Here is a 16,785-nt window from a genome sequence, read left to right on the forward strand (position 1 = left end):
GGCCACATCCTGTCGATTAACGGCGGTCGCATTACATATTTTGCATCGCGGTTACGCCAGTTTTTCAGAGCAACAGGCCTTAATTTTTAATTTTCACAGTGATAACACCAGCGCAGCAGGCGGCTAAAAATTTCTTTACCGGTGTAAAGCGGTGATGGCTTACTTATTTCTTATATTTCAATTAAATATGGCGAAAGCTTGACGTTCTGATGGTGATGTTTTTTGCGTTCAGACTGTCGCAAAAGACCACGTGCCGACGGCGTAAAATTTTTTCTTGATTGAACGTTCAATATAAAATGTCTATAATCATCCTCATTCAATAGCTAAAACCGATGAAGCGATGCCAAAAGTTGGAATGAAAGCGATTCGTCAGGCGCAGTTAATTCACGCGACGCTGACGGTTATCGACCGCGTAGGCCTGGCCGATGCCAGCCTGGCGCTGATTGCCAAAGAAGCGGGAGTCTCTACGGGCATTGTCAGCCACTATTTTGGCGACAAAAATGGCCTGTTGGACGCCTGCATGCGGCAAATTCTCTCCGATCTGTACGTGGCGGTGGTACATCATCGTCGCCAGGCGGCAGACGAGCCGCAGGCACAAATTCGCGCCATCATCGACGGTAACTTTGACATCTCGCAGATTGCCGGACCGGTTCTGAAAACCTGGCTGGCTTTCTGGAGCAGCAGCCTGCACCAGCCCGATCTGCAGCGGCTACAGCGCATCAACGACCGCCGCCTGCACGCCAACCTGACGGCGCAGTTTGCCCGGGCGCTGCCGAAAGAGACGGCGCGTGCGGCAGGCGCCAGCATGGCGGCATTAATCGACGGGCTGTGGCTGCGTATGACGCTGGCCCCGCAGCCGATGGCGCAAGGGCTTTTCGACGCTCGTCAGCTTTGCTATCAAAATCTCGCGCTGTGGCTTTCCGCCCCGGCAACCTAACCCTGAAGGAGGAGACATGGCCGATATGCAACGCCGTGGACTTTACATCAATGGCCGCGAAGAAGCGGGTCATGGCGAAACGTTTACCACCATCAATCCCGCCAATGGTGAAGTGCTGGCAGAAGTGACCTCAGCCAGCCAGCAGGATATCGATCGCGCCGTCGCCAGTGCCGAAGCGGGCCAGCGTATCTGGCGCGGCTATACGCCGGTCGAACGTAGCCGTGTCCTGTTAAAAGCCGTAGCGATCCTGCGTGAGCGTAACGATGAGCTGGCCGCGCTGGAAACCGCAGACACCGGCAAACCGCTCAGCGAAACCGAAGCGGTTGACATTGTCACGGGCGCAGATGTACTGGAGTACTATGCGGGCCTGGCTGTGGCGGTAGAAGGCGAATCGATTCCACTGCGCGACAGCGCGCTGGTTTATACCCGCCGCGAACCCCTGGGCGTTTGTGCCGGCATCGGTGCCTGGAACTACCCCATTCAGATTGCAATGTGGAAAAGCGCGCCTGCGCTGGCTACCGGCAACGCAATGATCTTTAAGCCCAGCGAAGTCACGCCGCTCAGCGCGCTGGAGCTGGCAAAAATCTTTACCGAAGCCGGGCTACCGGACGGCGTTTTCAACGTTGTCCAGGGTGCCGGCGCTGTCGGTCAGGGCCTGAGCCAGCATCCGAAGATCGCTAAAGTCTCCTTTACTGGCGAAGTGAATACCGGTAAGCGCGTCATGGCGGATGCGGCACTGGCGAACCTGAAGTCGGTCACCATGGAACTCGGTGGCAAATCGCCGCTGATCGTCTTTGAAGATGCCGAGCTGGAACGTGCCGTAGATGGCGCGATGATGGCTAACTTCTACAGCAGTGGCCAGGTTTGCACCAACGGCACGCGCGTGTTCGTGCATCGCTCACTAAAAGCGGATTTTGAAAAGCGCCTGCTGGAAAAAATGGAGGCTATCAAATGTGGCGATCCAACGCTGCCGGACACCAATTTCGGCCCGCTGGTCAGCGAAGAGCACTGCCAGAAGGTGGTCTCCTATCTGGAAATCGGTAAAAACGAGGGCGCACGCGTGCTGGCTGGCGGTTTCCGCCTGACCGAAGGCGAAATGGCGAAGGGCTGCTTTGTGGCGCCAACCGTGTTCACCGACTGTTCCGACGAAATGCGCATTGTGCAGGAAGAGATTTTTGGCCCGGTGATGAGCGTGCTGGTGTTTGATGACGAGCAGGAAGTTATCGATCGCGCCAATAACACGGAATATGGTCTGGCCGCAGGCGTCTTTACCACCTCGCTGAATCGCGCACACCGCGTTATCCATCAGCTGGAAGCGGGCATCTGCTGGGTGAACAGCTGGGGCGAATCGCCTGCGCCAATGCCGGTTGGCGGCTATAAGCAGTCCGGCGTAGGACGTGAAAACGGCCTGGAAACGCTACACCACTATACGCGTACCAAATCCGTGCTGATCGAAATGGGCGACTATCCGTCCGCGTTCTGATTGCCCTGATGACGACACTGTTTTTTTGCCGCGGCGCAGGCCGCGGCTATCCGGAGGTTTAATGCAGAAATTTGACTATATCATTATTGGCGCTGGCTCTGCCGGCAACGTTCTGGCAACACGACTGACTGAGGATGCTGACGTATCGGTACTTTTACTGGAAGCAGGCGGCAAGGATCACCGCTGGGATTTCCGTACCCAAATGCCAGCCGCTTTAGCTTATCCGCTACAGGGAAAACGCTATAACTGGGCTTATGAAACGGATCCGGAACCCAAAATGAACAATCGCCGCATGGAGTGCGGACGTGGTAAGGGTCTGGGTGGCTCTTCGCTGATCAACGGCATGTGCTACGTGCGCGGCAACGCGATGGACTACGATAACTGGGCGCAAAAAAAGGGGCTGGAAAACTGGTCTTATCTCAATTGCCTGCCTTATTTCCGCAAGGCCGAGAAACGCGATATCGGCGAAAACGACTATCACGGCGGCGAAGGGTATCTGAGCGTCACCACGCCGAAGAAGGGCAATAACCCGCTGTTCCGCGCCTTTATCGACGCGGCGAAGCAGGCCGGTCACCACGAGACCGACGATATGAACGGCTATCGCCAGGATGGTTTTGGCCCGATGGACCGAACGGTGACGCCAAAAGGCCGTCGTTCCAGCACCGCACGCGGCTATCTGGACGAGGCGAAACAGCGTTCAAACCTGACCATCGTCACCCATGCGCAAACCGACCGTATTCTGTTTGAGGGCAAAACCGCCGTGGGCGTCTGCTGGCTGCGCGGCGGCAAAGAAGAGCGGGCAACGGCCACGCGTGAAGTCCTGCTGTGTGCGGGTGCCATCGCCTCACCGCAGGTATTGCAACGCTCTGGCGTTGGCCCGGAAGAGTGGTTACGCGAGCTGGATATCCCGGTAGTCCATGCCTTACCGGGCGTGGGCCGCAATCTTCAGGATCACCTGGAAGTTTATATGCAGTTCCGCTGCAAAAAGCCCGTTAGCCTCTATCCGTCGCTCCAGTGGTGGAACCAGCCGGCGATTGGTGCAGAATGGCTGTTTAACGGCACGGGTATCGGTGCCAGCAACCAGTTTGAAGCGGGCGGCTTTATTCGCAGCGACGACCAGCCGGACTGGCCAGACTTGCAGTATCACTTCCTGCCGGTTGCCATTAACTACAACGGCAGCAGCCCGGTTAAGGAGCACGGTTTCCAGGCCCACGTTGGCCCCATGCGCTCACGCAGCCGTGGCCGCGTTAAGCTGACCTCGAAGCATCCTTACGCCGCGCCGTCGATCTTCTTTAACTACATGTCGGAAGAGCGTGACTGGGAAGAGTTTCGCCACGCGGTGCGCCATACGCGCGAAATTATGCGTCAGCCTGCGCTGGCAGAATACTGTGGCGAAGAGATTCAGCCAGGTGCGGCAGTGCAGAGCGACGAGCAGATCGACGCCTTCGTCCGCGATCATGCGGAAACGGCCTATCATCCTTGCGGCAGCTGCGCGATGGGTAATGACGAAATGGCGGTGGTCGATGCAGAAGGGCGCGTACACGGTATGCAGAACCTGCGTGTGGTGGATGCTTCTATTATGCCGCAGATCACGACCGGTAACCTGAATGCGCCAACGGTGATGATTGCAGAAAAAATGGCCGATCTAATCCGTGGCCGCACGCCGCTGGCCCCGTCCAAAGCGGATTATTATCGACTGCAGCGTGAAAAAGCCGAAGCGGAGCAGGCGCAGGAAGAAGGCGTAGCCTGATAGCCTGACCAGGGGAACGGAAACCCTTGCCTTTATCATGGCCAGCGCCTGTCGATAAAGGCCGTGCTTTGAGCTGATTAACTGACCACGCCGCTATTGTCCGGCGTGGTCAGCTTTTATGTTACTTCGGGGCAGATATTTACTCGCCCACGGTAATATCCGTTACCGCTTTACCCTTCATCATGCCAGTGTTATTCAACACTTCGTTTTAACCACTCATTTTCTATAGCCTGCCTGATGTCACCGCTATCCTCTGTTCAAGCTGTCCACTATGTGGATAATGAGGCCGGTTACTGTCATAACCTACAGGCTACTCATGAGCACCGATCGCGAAAACAACGGTTCCCAGGTTATTGCCCGCGCGGCAACGCTGCTGCGCGCGCTGGAACATCAGCCCGCCGGAATGACTATTTCCGCGCTGTCCCGGCAGGTAGAGCTACCGCGCACTACCGTTCACCGCCTGGTAGCCTCGCTGGAAAGCCAGCAGCTGCTGATCGTAAGCGCGGGGGAGGTGAAGCTTGGCCCGGCACTGGCACGGCTGGCGGCGTCGGCCCATACCGATGTCATTGCGCTTTCCCGTCCGGCAATGGAAGCGCTGGGGCGACGCACCCGCGAAACGGTCGATCTTTGCGTCTGGCGGGGCAGCCATGCGGTGTCGGTCAGCCAGTTTGTCTCCGATCGGGAACTGCGCGTGGTTTCCGCCGTAGGTACCGCCTTTCCCTGTCATTGTACCGCGCATGGCAAGGCGATCCTGGCGCAGTTAAGCAACCAGCAAATCAGCGAGATGCTCGCCGGGCATCTCGATCTCCGTACCGAACAAACGCTCCGCACGCTGCCCGCCATTTTGCAGGACGTTGAGCAGGTGCGCGCCAGTCACTACGCCATTGATCGCGAAGAGCATGCACGCGGGGTCTGCGGCCTCGGCGTTTATATCAAAACCAGAGTGAACGAGCATTACGCGATTTCCCTGGCCGTGCCGGCGATACGCTTTGACGAAGAGTTTGACCATCTGCTTTCCGCGCTGTTGCAGTGCAAAGCCGAAACGGAGGCGCTGCTGGCTGGCTGACGCAAAGGCGGCTCAGACCAGCTCCACAGAGGTATAAACCGTTACCGCATCGCGTACATTAATGGCACGCGGCAGCAGGCCCAGCGCGAAGAAGCGGTCAGCGATAGCCTGCTGTTGGCGCACGATAGCTAAATCCATCCGCCGTGTCTGATGGCTGCGGCGCGTTAAGGCATGTGCCAGCGAAGCGTGCGACAGGCCCAGCTCGGCCGAGAGCAGGGCGGCGGCCTCGTCGCGGCGGGTATCGATATAGCGTCCGGTCTGTTCCAGCGCGCCCAGCAGCGTCTGCAATAAATCGTCAGAACGCGCGATAAGATCGCGGTGCGCCAGGTAAAACTGATGGTTGTTGACCCGACCCGTGCCGCTGGCGATCACCCGTAAATCGCGCTCGCGCTCCGCCTCGCTAAGCAACGGATCCCACATCATCCAGGCATCGACGGCGTGACGATCGCTGGGCGTTAAAGGATATTTCGGCGGCGCGTAAACGATGCGCACGTCGTCCAGCGACAGGCCCGCCTCGTCCAGAATCTGCAACAGCAGATAATGCACGTTGGAACCTTTATTCACCGCAATACGTTTACCTTTTAGATCGGCAATCGTCTGGATAGCGCTGTCGGCGGCCACCAGCAAAGCCACGCTCTGCGGCGCGGCGGGTTCATAAGCCACATAGCGCAGCGGCGAATGGTTTGCCTGGGCGAACAGCGGCGGCACTTCGCCCGTGGTGCCAAAGTCAATCTCATGGTTATCCAGCGCGTGCAGCAGCTGCGGCCCGGCGGGAAACTCGCACCAGAGCACGCTCACGCCCTGGTGCATAAACAGCGTTTCCAGCGTCTGGCGCGCTTTTAAAATGCCCAGATTGCCAAACTTCTGGTAGCCGATGCGCAGCTCGCGCTCGCCCGCGGGTGCGGCTTCCCGTGCGGAAGAGCGGCCTGTCGGCAGGCTGCGGCGCGGCTTAATCAGGCCCAGATGCCCCAGATGAGTGCGCAAAGTATTGCGGCTGATACCCAGCAGCGCCGCCGTTTGTAGCTGATTATGCTGGCACTGCTCAAAAGCGTGACGCACCAGCGCATCCATAACTTCCTGATAAACCGGCCCGCTATGCTGTTGCAGGTGCTGACGCAAAAATCTGTCCAGCGAATTTTCCGCCTGCGGCAGCGCTTCGACAGGCGAGCTAAGGCGCAGCTGGTCGGCGGTAATCAGCGTTTGCTGACTCAACAACACCGCATTATGCAGCGTATTTTCCAGCTCGCGGATATTGCCGGGCCAGCGCCAGGCGACCAGCGCCGCCATCGCCTCTTCGCTAAGGCGCAGCTGCGGGCGGCCAAGGCGGCGGGCATAGAGCGTAAGAAAATGGTTAGCCAGCAGCGGAATATCCTGGCTACGCTGGCGCAGCGGCGGCAGCGTCACTTCCGCGACGTTAAGACGGTAATAGAGATCTTCCCGAAAACGTTTTTCCCGGATGGCACCGGTAAGATTGACATGGGTCGCTGCAATTACCCGCACGTCAACGCTAACCGCACGATGGGAACCGACGCGAGTAATTTCCCGCTCCTGCAATACGCGCAGCAGCTTGACCTGTAGCGGCAGGCTCAGCTCGCCGATTTCATCTAACAGCAGCGTGCCGCCCTCGGCCGCCTCAAACCAGCCCGGCTGCTGGCTGGTCGCGCCGGTAAACGCGCCTTTCTCGTGACCAAACAGTTCTGATTCCGCCAGGCTCTCCGTCAGCGCGCCACAGTTTACCGCCAGAAAAGGGCGATCGCGCCTTGGGCTGTGCTGGTGCAGGTAGCGCGCCACTACCTCTTTCCCCGTACCGGTTTCGCCTGTGATCAGCACCGTGGCATCGCCGGGCGCAAGGCGATCCAGCACGTCTTTAAACGCGACGGAAGCGGGGTCGATTAAATCGGCAACGGAACTGGACATAGCTTTCTCCGGTAAAAGTCTCTGCCGCTAACATAACCTTGCTGGTTAGCAGTGACGAGAGTCCTTTCCTGCCCGCTGCTGCAAATGCAGCAGGTGGCTGACAGCAGTTGCTGCATTTGCAGCAGTCAGGTTTGTTTCCGAAAAAATTATCTTGCTGATTTTAAAGAATTTAAAAATCCCGCCCGCCTGGCACGCTTCCTGCACATGTCTATATAACCAAAGATAATGCCGCTAATGAATAAATTAAGATAACGTTATAAGGAAAGTGAGAATGAGCGCCTCGCAGGAAAATCTAAAGCTGTTTTGGTTTCTACCCACGCACGGTGATGGCCGCTACCTGGGAACAGCAGAGGGCGGACGCGCCGTCGATTTGCCCTATTTGCAGCAGGTCGCGCTGGCCGCTGATAACCTCGGTTTCTATGGTGTGTTAATCCCTACCGGGAAAAGCTGTGAAGACTCATGGCTGGTGGCGTCGGCGCTGGCACCCATCACTAAACGGCTGCGCTATCTGGTGGCCGTACGGCCAGGTTTACAACCGCCGACGCTGGCGGCACGCATGGCCGCCACGCTGGATCGCCTGTCGGAAGGTCGTCTGCTGATCAACGTTGTAACGGGCGGCGATCCGGTCGAAAACAAAGGCGACGGCATTTTTCTCAGCCATGCCGAGCGTTATCAGGTAACGCGCGAATTCCTGGAAGTCTATTCGCGGCTGCTGAAAGGTGAAAAAGTCGATTTTGCAGGCGAGCATATCCATGTTGAAGGCGCGGAGGTGCTGTTTCCGCCCGTACAGGAAAACGGGCCGCCGCTCTATTTTGGCGGCTCGTCTGACGAGGCTATTGATGTCGCGGCCAACCAGATCGACAGCTATCTGACCTGGGGCGAGCCGGTGGCGCAGGTCGCGGAAAAGCTGGCTGTAGTGCGCCAGCGCGCGGAGCAGCGTGGCCGTCAGCTGAGCTATGGCATCCGTCTGCACGTCATCGTACGCGAAACGGAAGAGGAAGCCTGGGCCGCCGCCGATCGCCTGATCGCGCATCTGGATGACGAAACCATTGCCAGCGCCCAGAAAATTTTTGCGCGCATGGACTCTACCGGCCAGGCGCGGATGAGCGCGCTGCACAAGGGCTCTCGCGAAGATCTGCGCATTGCGCCAAACTTATGGGCAGGTGTCGGGCTGGTACGCGGCGGCGCGGGCACGGCGCTGGTCGGCAGTCCTCAGCAGATAGTCGAGCGCATTCGCGAATACCAGGCGCTGGGCATTGAAAACTTTATCTTCTCTGGCTATCCCCACCTGGAAGAGGCGCACCGCTTTGCCGAGCTGGTGATGCCTTTGTTGCAGACGGAAGGCGAGAAAACACGCCAGCGTACGGTCAATACCGGGCCGTTTGGTGAAACTATCGGCGGCGATCGTCGTCCGGCTAAAAAGAGTTAAGGAGCGCAGCGTGCCAAAGCAACCGATGCAGTTCGCCTACTGGGTACCCAACGTGTCGGGTGGTCTGGTGATCAGCCAGATCCCGCAGCGCACCGGCTGGGATTTTGATTATAACCGCAAGCTGGCGCGTATTGCGGAGCAGGCGGGATTTGACTACGCCTTAACGCAAATCCGTTTTACCGCGGGTTATGGCGCGGACAATCAGCACGAATCCGTCACCTTCTCCCAGGCGCTGCTGGGCGCGACGGAAAGGCTGAAGGTCATTGCCGCTATTTTGCCCGGCCCGTGGAATCCAACGCTTGCCGCCAAACAGATTGCGACCATCAGTCATCTGAGCAATGCCCGCATCGCGGTCAACATCGTCAGCGGCTGGTTTCGCGGCGAATTTAAAGCGATTGGCGAACCCTGGCTGGATCATGAAGAGCGCTATCTGCGTTCCGAAGAGTTTATTCGCTGCCTGCGCGGTATCTGGCAGGAGGAGAGCTTCAGCTTTGCCGGCGACTTCTACCGCTACCGCGACTACTCGCTAAAGCCAAAGCCGCTGATGCCGCAGCCGGAAATCTTCCAGGGCGGCAGCTCGCGTGCCGCGCGTGATATGGCCGCACGGGTTTCCGACTGGTACTTCACCAACGGCAACACGCTGGAGGGCGTTCGCCAGCAGGTGCAGGACATTCAGCAGAAAGCCAAAGAGAACCGGCACCGGGTTAAAATCGGCGTCAACGGCTTTGTCATTGCCCGGCAAAGCGAGCAGGAAGCGCAGCAGGTATTACAGGAGATTTTAAATCACGCGAACCCCGACGCGGTAAAAGGCTTTCAGCATGAAGTGAAAAATGCGGGCAGCGCCTCGCCGGAAGGCGAAGGTAACTGGGCGCGCTCCACGCTGGAAGATCTGGTGCAATACAACGATGGTTTCAAAACCAATCTGATCGGCACGCCGCAGCAGATAGCCGAAAGGATCGTCGCCATGAAGCACGCGGGGGTCGATCTCATGCTGCTGGGCTTCCTGCATTTTCAGGAAGAGGTGGAATTCTTTGGCCGCGAAGTGATCCCGCTGGTACGCGAACTGGAGCGGCAGACGCAGCCGGAGCTGCACCATGGCTGAGCGGCATATTGTGATTATCGGCGGCGGCTTTACCGGCACGGCGCTGGCAATCCACCTTGCACGCCAGGGAGCCGCAGGCCTGACGGTCACGGTGATTGAACCGCGCGCGCAGTTGGGACAGGGCGTTGCCTATAGCACGCAGGATCCGGCGCACCGCATTAACGTTCAGGCCTCGCGCATGCAGCTTTGTGCCGCGCAGGAAGGCGACTTTGAACGCTGGTATCGCGCTTCTGCTGCTTATCAGAACGATGCGGCAAGCCGCTGGCAGGACGGCAAGCTTTATCCGCAGCGTGCGCAGTTTGGGGCTTATGTGGCAGAGCAGTTTGCCGAAGCCGCCCGTTTGCAGGTCAGGCTGGTTCACGTTCAGGATCGCGCCGTGGCGCTGCGGGAAGGCCAAATTCTGACGGCGGCAGGACGCGCTTACCGGGCAGACGAGGTCGTACTGGCAATCAGCCATCCGCCGCCCGCCTTGCCGCGCCTCGTGCAGCAGGCGCTGGTGGAGCATCCGGGCCTGATCGCCAATCCGTGGCTGCCGCAGGCGCTGGCGAAAGTGGGCAGTGAAGATCGCGTCGCCATTATTGGCTCTGGCCTGACGATGGCCGATGTGGTCGCCTCTCTTCAGCTACAGGGTCATCGTGGCCCGATAACCGCTTTTTCACGCCGTGGCCAGCTGCCGCGCAATAACGTCAGCGGCGACTATGACGCCCGTCCGCTTGATTATCGCCACATGCCAGCAACCGCTCGCGGCTGGCTACGACGCGTAAGGCAAGAGGTAGCGCAGGCGGCAGAAGAAGGCGTGCCGTGGCAGCTGGTGCTGGACGATATTCGCTTTCATGGCCAGCAAATCTGGCAGCAAATGGCCTTAAAAGAGCAGCGGCGTTTTTTACGCCACCTGCGTCCGTGGTGGGACGTACATCGCTATCGAATCGCCCCGCAGGTCAGCAAAGCGCTGGAAGAGGGGCAGCACAGCGGTCAACTGCGCGTGCTGGCGGCAAGGCTGGTAGCGGCCAACAGCGAAGGTGCAGAAATTGCGCTGAGGCTACAGCCGCGTAAAGGTACGGCAACCACCCTCGTCGTCGATAAACTGATTGTTACCACCGGCCCGGCGCACGGTTCACTGCTGAGCAGCGACAGCCTGCTGGGCCAGCTGGCCGCCGAGGGGCTTATTCAGGCCGATCCGCTGGGGCTGGGCATTCTGGTTGACGCGCGGTCGCAAACCCTGAACCGCAGCGGCACGGCCAACCCGCATCTGCACGTCGTCGGCCCGGCGGCGCGTGGGCGCTTTGGCGAACTGATGGGCCTGCCGCAGGTGGCGGAACATGCCGAAGCGCTGGCTGAAAAGTTGCTTAACACATCGCCGCCGGTGCCGCGATGTTGTCCTTCACTGCACGCTTCCCGTTAATACTTCAATCGCGGATCCGTCGGCAATAGCTATTGCGGACAGGCCGCGCTTTATCTGCATCAATGCCGTTACGCCCGCAAGTGACGGCTATGGAGACCGCTATGCCGCAACGTGAAATTCGACTGAACGCTTTTGATATGAACTGTGTGGGCCATCAGTCGCCCGGCCTGTGGGCGCATCCGCGCGACCGCTCCTGGCAATATAAAGACTTAGCCTACTGGACGGATTTAGCCCGCCTGCTGGAGAAGGGGAAATTCGACGGCTTATTTATTGCCGACGTCCTCGGCGTTTACGATGTGCTGAATGGCAATAACGACGCCGCCATTCGCCATGCGACTCAGGTGCCAGTCAACGATCCGCTGGCGCTGATTACGCCGATGGCGCTGGTTACGGAACATCTGGGCTTTGGCCTGACCGCCTCGCTCTCTTTTGAACATCCTTATCCCTTTGCCCGTCGTCTCTCCACGCTCGATCACCTGACCAAAGGGCGTATCGGCTGGAATATCGTGACCTCTTATCTGGAGAGCGGCGCGCGTAATATCGGTTTTCAGGCGCAAACCGACCACGATGCCCGCTACGACTATGCCGATGAGTACTTACAGGTCGTTTATAAGCTGCTGGAGGGAAGCTGGGAAGAGGGGGCCGTCCTGCGCGACCGCGAGCGGCGTATCTTTAGCGATCCCGGCAAAATTCATCCCATCAATCATCAGGGAACCTTCTTTCAGGTGCCGGGTATTCACCTGTGCGAGCCGTCGCCGCAGCGTACGCCAGTGCTCTATCAGGCTGGCGCGTCCAGCCGGGGTAAACAGTTTGCCGCCGAACATGCCGAATGCGTCTTTGTCGCCGCGCCGTCAAAAGTGCTGCTGAAGAAAACGGTGGCGGATATTCGCCGTCGGGCAGCCGAGGCGGGACGCGATCCGCGCAGCGTACTGATTTTTAATCTGCAAACGGTGATTGTGGGAGAAACGGATAAGGCCGCGCAGGCCAAATGGCAGGAGTATAAAAGCTACGTCAGCTATGAAGGCGCGCTGGCGCTGATTTCCGGCTGGACGGGCATCGATTTTGGTCAGTATCAGCCTGAACAGGTACTGAAGCATCTGCATACCAATGCCATTCAGTCGGCGGTAGAGACCTTTTCTACGGCCGATCCTGACAAACAGTGGACGGTGCAGGCGCTGGCGGACTGGGTCGGTATTGGCGGTTTCGGGCCGCTGTTGGTGGGTAGCGCGACCACGGTGGCCGACGAGCTGCAAAGCTGGGTAGAGGAAACCGACGTCGACGGCTTTAACCTGGCCTATGCCGTCACGCACGAAACCTTTAGCGATGTGGTCGAGCTGCTGGTTCCTGAACTGCAAAAGCGCGGCGTCTACAAGCAGGAGTATCAGCCCGGCACGCTGCGTGACAAGCTTTTTGGTCAGGGACCGCGCCTGAGTGAACCGCATCCGGGAACGGGCTATCGCCGCCACGGGCAAACGGCCCCCGCCGAAAACGCGTTTGCCACCGAATAAGCTTTGGCGCAGCGAAGGCAAAACGGGCGCTGGCAAAGCCAGGCTACGGGCACAGAAGGGTAACGTACTTAAAATCGAATAAGGCGTAGTGCGGCCGGTAAGTGACGCTGTCACGTTGTCGCGCCGTGCTATTTCTGTTTCGTCAGATAATAGCTTTTACCGGGGTAGCCGTGCGCCGCCCCGGCATTTTCTGCTGTCTGAAAAACACTACAACCAATTGAATAAAAGGCATTTAGGCGGAATTTTTTGTTGTTTTGACATCATTTGGTTTCGTCTTATAACAGGCGAACACCTGCAAAATAACGAGGCAATAATGAGCTCAATTAACCTGGACGACGACATCACGTCGCCGCCGCTATCGGCACCGGTACGCTCGGTCAGCGACGTGGCGCAATTAATCAACAGCAGAGGCAACAAAAACAGCTACGCGCGCTGGATCGTGTTTCTGGCGCTGGGCGGCGTTTTTCTGGACGCGTACGATCTCACCACGCTCTCTTACGGGATTGATGACGTGGTAAAAGAGTTTGGCCTGACGCCGACGCTCACCGGACTGGTCACGTCGTCAATCATGCTCGGCACCATTATCGGCAACCTGGTCGGCGGCTGGCTGACCGACAAGTATGGCCGCTACTCGGTGTTTATGGCCGATATGCTGTTTTTTGTGGTCTCGGCGATTGTGGCTGGCTTTGCGCCAAACGTCTGGGTATTGATTGGCGCCCGGTTTCTGATGGGGATAGGCGTGGGCATCGATCTGCCCGTGGCGATGGCCTATCTGGCCGAGTTCTCTAAGTTCAGCGGTAAGGGCAATAAGGCCGCGCGGCTGGCCGCCTGGTGCCCAATGTGGTACGCGGCCTCGTCGGCCTGCTTTTTTATCATTTTCGCGCTCTATTTTCTGCTGCCGAAAGAGCATATCGACTGGCTGTGGCGCGCTTCGCTGCTGTTTGGTGCGGTGCCGGCGCTGCTGATTATTGCGGTACGCAGCAAGTTTATGAATGAATCGCCACTCTGGGCCGCTAACCAGGGCGATCTGAGCGGCGCGGTCAGGATCCTGCGTGACTCTTACGGCATTACCGCGCACGAAGAAAAAACCGCAGAGAAACCGAAAGCACCGCCAAAGGTTAGCTTTCGCGTTCTGTTTCAAAAGCCTTACCGCGAGCGCACGCTGGTTACGGCAGTAATGAACGTTTGTATCTCGTTTGAATACACGGCTATCGCCTTTTTCCTGCCGTCTATTCTGGCGCAGTTTCTCGGCGCGGGCGTCTTTGAAACCATCTCCGCTTCACTGGGCTTAAACGCGCTGTTCGCCTTTACCGGCGGGCTGCTGGGCATGCGGCTGGCGTGGAAATTTCCGTCGCGTCACGTAGCGATTGCCGGTTTCGCCCTACAGTTTATTGCGCTGATCTCCCTGGCACTGGTGGGACATCCACAGGCGGCCGCTGGCGTGGTCTTCGCCATCCTGATGCTCGGCCTGTGGCTGTTTGCCGAAGGCTTCGGGCCGGGTGCGCAAATGATGATCTATCCGGCGCTCTCTTATCCCACGCATATCCGCGCCACCGGCGTCGGCTTTGGCCGTTCGCTGTCGGGTATCGGCAGCGCGCTGGCGCTGTTTATCCTGCCAATCCTGCAGGCCTCTTTTGGCACCAATATGTTCTGGATCGTCTCGCTGGCGGCCCTCATTCCCATTTTCTTCCTGATTATCGTGCGGTTTGAACCGACGCGTCAGGACATCGACGATAACGCTACATCCGGAGAACCGCATGTCTGAATCTACTTATGCTGCGCTGGCGGCGCGTTTCCGCCCGATTTTTGCCCGTATCGCCGAAGGTGCCGTCGGGCGTGAACGACAGCGTGAACTGGCATACGAGCCGGTTCGCTGGCTGAAAGAGGCGGGTTTTGGCACTTTGCGCATCCCGCGTGAAGAGGGTGGCCTGGGCGCGACGCTGCCGGAGCTGTTTCAACTGCTGAGCGAGCTGGCCGAGGCGGACTCAAATCTGCCGCAGGCGCTGCGCGCGCACTTTGCCTTTGTCGAAGACCGGCTTAACCAGCCGGACAGCGAATCGCGCCGCCGCTGGTTCCGCCGCTTTGCAGACGGTGAGCTGGTCGGCAGCGGCTGGAGCGAAATCGGCAATCTGAAGCTGGGCGAAGTCTTAACAAAAGTCTCGCCCGCGGCGCAAGGCTGGCTGCTTGACGGCGAAAAGTTTTACAGCACCGGCACGCTTTACGCCGACTGGATTGATGTGTACGCGCAGCGCACCGACAACGGTCGCGACGTCATTGCGCTGGTCAACACGCATCAGCAGGGCGTGGAGCGCGACGACGACTGGGACGGCTTTGGGCAACGCTTGACCGGCAGCGGCACCACGCGCTTTCGCCAGGCGACGGTTGAACAGGAAAACGTTTATGACTTCAGCGAACGCTTTCGCTATCAAACCGCTTTCTATCAGCACGTTCTCTTATCGGTGCTGGTGGGCATTGGCCGCGCGGTAAGCCGCGACGTGTCGCAGGCCGTGGCGCAGCGTAAAAGGATCTACAGCCACGGCAACGCGCCGCTGGTCAAACAGGACGCGCAGGTTCTACAGGTTGTCGGGCAAATTTCCAGTCAGGTATTTGCGGTGGAAGCCGCAGTACAGCGGGCCAGCCTGTCGTTACAAAAGGCTTTTGACGCGCGCTGGCTGAACGTTAGCGAAGAGCAGCTGCATAAGGCCAATATTCAGGCCGAGCTGGAAGCGGCTAAGGCGCAGGTTATCGCCAGCGAGCTGGTGCCGCGTGCCGCCACCGAGCTGTTTAACGCGCTGGGCGCTTCCGATACCCGCGTCAGTAAAGCGCTGGATCGTCACTGGCGCAATGCCCGCACCGTAGCCTCACACAATCCCGTTATCTATAAGGCACGCAACGTCGGCGACTGGGAAGTGAACGGCAACGATCCAACCTTTATCTGGCAGATCGGTAACGGCGGCTGAAGCCGCAGGAGCAAAGTATGAGCGTGTCTGAAAATGACCGGGCGCCAGCGGGGGTGATAACCAGCGAAGCGCACGCGCTGGCCGCAGCCAGGGAGGTGGCGGCACTGGCGTTACCCGATGCCGCACATCGCGACAGAGAGCGCCGCTATCCGCTGGAAGCGCTGGCGCTGTTCAGCCGCAGCGGGCTGGGCAGCATTTCCATACCTCGTGAATTCGGCGGCGGCGGGCTGCCGTACCGTACCGTGGCGGAAGTTTTTCGGCTGATCTCCGCCGCCGATCCGTCGCTGGGGCAGATCCCGCAAAATCATTTTGGCCTTATTCAGTTTCTCCGCGATGCCGCCACGCCAGAGCAGCAGCGGGCGCTGTTTGCAGAAATAGTGGCAGGCAAGAGGTTAGGTAACGGCGGCCCTGAGAAGCATACCCGTCATACCCGCGACGTGCAGGCGCGCCTTGCCAGACGCGTGGGCGGGCTGTTTTTAACCGGTGAAAAGTTCTATTCCACGGGGGCGCTTTTCGCCGACATCGTGGTAACCACCGCCGTTGATGACAAAGGCGAAGCGGTGATGGCGTTTATGCCACGTACCGCGCCGGGGCTGGAGATCGTTGACGACTGGACGGGAATGGGGCAGCGCACCACGGCCAGCGGCACGGTGCGTCTGACCGCTGTGCCGGTCGATCCGGCGCGGGTGGTGCCGCTACCTTCGGCGGATAAACCTTCACTGCGCGGCCCCGTGTCGCAACTGATCCAGACGGCTATCGATGCCGGGATCGCCAGCGGTGCCTTTACCGAAGCCTGTGAATTTATCCGTCTTCATTCGCGTCCGTGGGTTGATGCAGGCGTGGAGCGTAACGCCGACGACGCGCAACTGCTGGCGGATGTGGGGCGTGTCTGGACGGCGTTACAGGCAGCGGAAGCGCTGCTGCGCCGGGCCGCTACCACGCTGGATGAGGTCGCGCTTCAGCCGCTGGAGGGGGCTGCTGCCGCGCGTGCTTCCATCGCCGTCGCAGAGGCGAAGGTGTTGACGACGAGCGCCGCCTTAATGGTCAGCGAAAAACTGCTGGAATGGGGCGGCAGCCGCGCCACGTTAAGCGAACACAACCTTGACCGCCACTGGCGCAACGCCCGTACCCATACGCTACACGATCCGGTGCGCTGGAAATATCACGCTATCGGCAACTATTACCTTAATGCGATCTTCCCGGCGCGCCATGCCTGGATTTAAGGAAGAAG

12 protein-coding genes are annotated in these 16,785 nt (G+C 58.9%); 11 read left to right on the forward strand and 1 reads right to left on the reverse strand.

Annotated elements, in window-relative coordinates; genetic code table 11:
* Positions 1-340 precede the first annotated feature (340 nt).
* From betI to KUE00_RS08020, 4 genes are all read left to right on the forward strand, one after another.
* Positions 341-937: a transcriptional regulator BetI gene (gene betI / locus KUE00_RS08005; protein WP_246759199.1), complete on the forward strand. Its 597-nt coding sequence runs from the start codon at positions 341-343 to the stop codon at positions 935-937.
* Positions 938-962: 25 nt separating this feature from the next.
* Positions 963-2,420 carry a betaine-aldehyde dehydrogenase gene (gene betB / locus KUE00_RS08010; RefSeq protein WP_246759305.1) on the forward strand — a complete coding sequence of 486 codons (1,458 nt, stop codon included), beginning with the start codon at positions 963-965 and terminating at the stop codon, positions 2,418-2,420.
* A 61-nt stretch (positions 2,421-2,481) separates the two neighbouring features.
* On the forward strand, positions 2,482-4,170 hold the full coding sequence (gene betA, locus KUE00_RS08015) for a choline dehydrogenase (RefSeq protein ID WP_246759204.1): 1,689 nt from the start codon (positions 2,482-2,484) through the stop codon (positions 4,168-4,170).
* A gap of 316 nt (positions 4,171-4,486) precedes the next feature.
* The gene (locus tag KUE00_RS08020; RefSeq protein WP_246759205.1) at positions 4,487-5,236 is read left to right on the forward strand and encodes an IclR family transcriptional regulator; all 750 of its coding nucleotides are present in this window, start codon (positions 4,487-4,489) and stop codon (positions 5,234-5,236) included.
* A gap of 12 nt (positions 5,237-5,248) precedes the next feature.
* Here KUE00_RS08020 and KUE00_RS08025 read toward each other — a convergent pair whose 3' ends face one another.
* Complete coding sequence (locus KUE00_RS08025; RefSeq protein ID WP_246759207.1) at positions 5,249-7,153, reverse strand: sigma-54-dependent Fis family transcriptional regulator; 1,905 nt, start codon at positions 7,151-7,153, stop codon at positions 5,249-5,251.
* 271 nt (positions 7,154-7,424) lie between these two features.
* Here KUE00_RS08025 and ssuD point away from each other — a divergent pair, with 271 nt between their 5' ends.
* The 7 genes from ssuD to KUE00_RS08060 all read left to right on the forward strand — a co-directional run bounded on the left by ssuD (position 7,425) and on the right by KUE00_RS08060 (position 16,777).
* Positions 7,425-8,582 carry an FMNH2-dependent alkanesulfonate monooxygenase gene (gene ssuD, locus KUE00_RS08030; protein WP_246759208.1) on the forward strand — a complete coding sequence of 386 codons (1,158 nt, stop codon included), beginning with the start codon at positions 7,425-7,427 and terminating at the stop codon, positions 8,580-8,582.
* A gap of 25 nt (positions 8,583-8,607) precedes the next feature.
* A complete protein-coding gene (sfnG, locus tag KUE00_RS08035) occupies positions 8,608-9,684 on the forward strand; it encodes a dimethylsulfone monooxygenase SfnG (RefSeq protein WP_246759306.1) in 1,077 nt (358 codons plus the stop codon).
* Complete coding sequence (locus KUE00_RS08040; RefSeq protein WP_246759209.1) at positions 9,677-11,086, forward strand: FAD/NAD(P)-binding protein; 1,410 nt, start codon at positions 9,677-9,679, stop codon at positions 11,084-11,086. Before sfnG ends, KUE00_RS08040 begins: the two co-directional genes overlap by 8 nt.
* A gap of 101 nt (positions 11,087-11,187) precedes the next feature.
* The gene (locus KUE00_RS08045) at positions 11,188-12,594 is read left to right on the forward strand and encodes an LLM class flavin-dependent oxidoreductase (protein WP_246759210.1); all 1,407 of its coding nucleotides are present in this window, start codon (positions 11,188-11,190) and stop codon (positions 12,592-12,594) included.
* A 313-nt stretch (positions 12,595-12,907) separates the two neighbouring features.
* Complete coding sequence (locus tag KUE00_RS08050; protein WP_246759211.1) at positions 12,908-14,359, forward strand: MFS transporter; 1,452 nt, start codon at positions 12,908-12,910, stop codon at positions 14,357-14,359.
* Complete coding sequence (locus KUE00_RS08055; protein ID WP_246759212.1) at positions 14,352-15,554, forward strand: acyl-CoA dehydrogenase family protein; 1,203 nt, start codon at positions 14,352-14,354, stop codon at positions 15,552-15,554. Before KUE00_RS08050 ends, KUE00_RS08055 begins: the two co-directional genes overlap by 8 nt.
* A gap of 17 nt (positions 15,555-15,571) precedes the next feature.
* The gene (locus tag KUE00_RS08060; RefSeq protein WP_246759213.1) at positions 15,572-16,777 is read left to right on the forward strand and encodes an SfnB family sulfur acquisition oxidoreductase; all 1,206 of its coding nucleotides are present in this window, start codon (positions 15,572-15,574) and stop codon (positions 16,775-16,777) included.
* Positions 16,778-16,785: the final 8 nt, after the last annotated feature.

This window comes from Erwinia phyllosphaerae (assembly GCF_019132875.1).
GTDB lineage: Bacteria > Pseudomonadota > Gammaproteobacteria > Enterobacterales > Enterobacteriaceae > Erwinia > Erwinia phyllosphaerae.

What these genes read in the sequence shown, in the direction of transcription:
- betI (WP_246759199.1), top strand. Translation starts at nt 341, where the DNA reads ATGCCAAAAGTTGGAATGAAAGCGATTCGTCAGGCGCAGTTAATTCAC.
- betB (WP_246759305.1), top strand. Translation starts at nt 963, where the DNA reads ATGCAACGCCGTGGACTTTACATCAATGGCCGCGAAGAAGCGGGTCAT.
- betA (WP_246759204.1), top strand. Translation starts at nt 2,482, where the DNA reads ATGCAGAAATTTGACTATATCATTATTGGCGCTGGCTCTGCCGGCAAC.
- KUE00_RS08020 (WP_246759205.1), top strand. Translation starts at nt 4,487, where the DNA reads ATGAGCACCGATCGCGAAAACAACGGTTCCCAGGTTATTGCCCGCGCG.
- KUE00_RS08025 (WP_246759207.1), bottom strand. Translation starts at nt 7,153, where the DNA reads ATGTCCAGTTCCGTTGCCGATTTAATCGACCCCGCTTCCGTCGCGTTT.
- ssuD (WP_246759208.1), top strand. Translation starts at nt 7,425, where the DNA reads ATGAGCGCCTCGCAGGAAAATCTAAAGCTGTTTTGGTTTCTACCCACG.
- sfnG (WP_246759306.1), top strand. Translation starts at nt 8,608, where the DNA reads ATGCAGTTCGCCTACTGGGTACCCAACGTGTCGGGTGGTCTGGTGATC.
- KUE00_RS08040 (WP_246759209.1), top strand. Translation starts at nt 9,677, where the DNA reads ATGGCTGAGCGGCATATTGTGATTATCGGCGGCGGCTTTACCGGCACG.
- KUE00_RS08045 (WP_246759210.1), top strand. Translation starts at nt 11,188, where the DNA reads ATGCCGCAACGTGAAATTCGACTGAACGCTTTTGATATGAACTGTGTG.
- KUE00_RS08050 (WP_246759211.1), top strand. Translation starts at nt 12,908, where the DNA reads ATGAGCTCAATTAACCTGGACGACGACATCACGTCGCCGCCGCTATCG.
- KUE00_RS08055 (WP_246759212.1), top strand. Translation starts at nt 14,352, where the DNA reads ATGTCTGAATCTACTTATGCTGCGCTGGCGGCGCGTTTCCGCCCGATT.
- KUE00_RS08060 (WP_246759213.1), top strand. Translation starts at nt 15,572, where the DNA reads ATGAGCGTGTCTGAAAATGACCGGGCGCCAGCGGGGGTGATAACCAGC.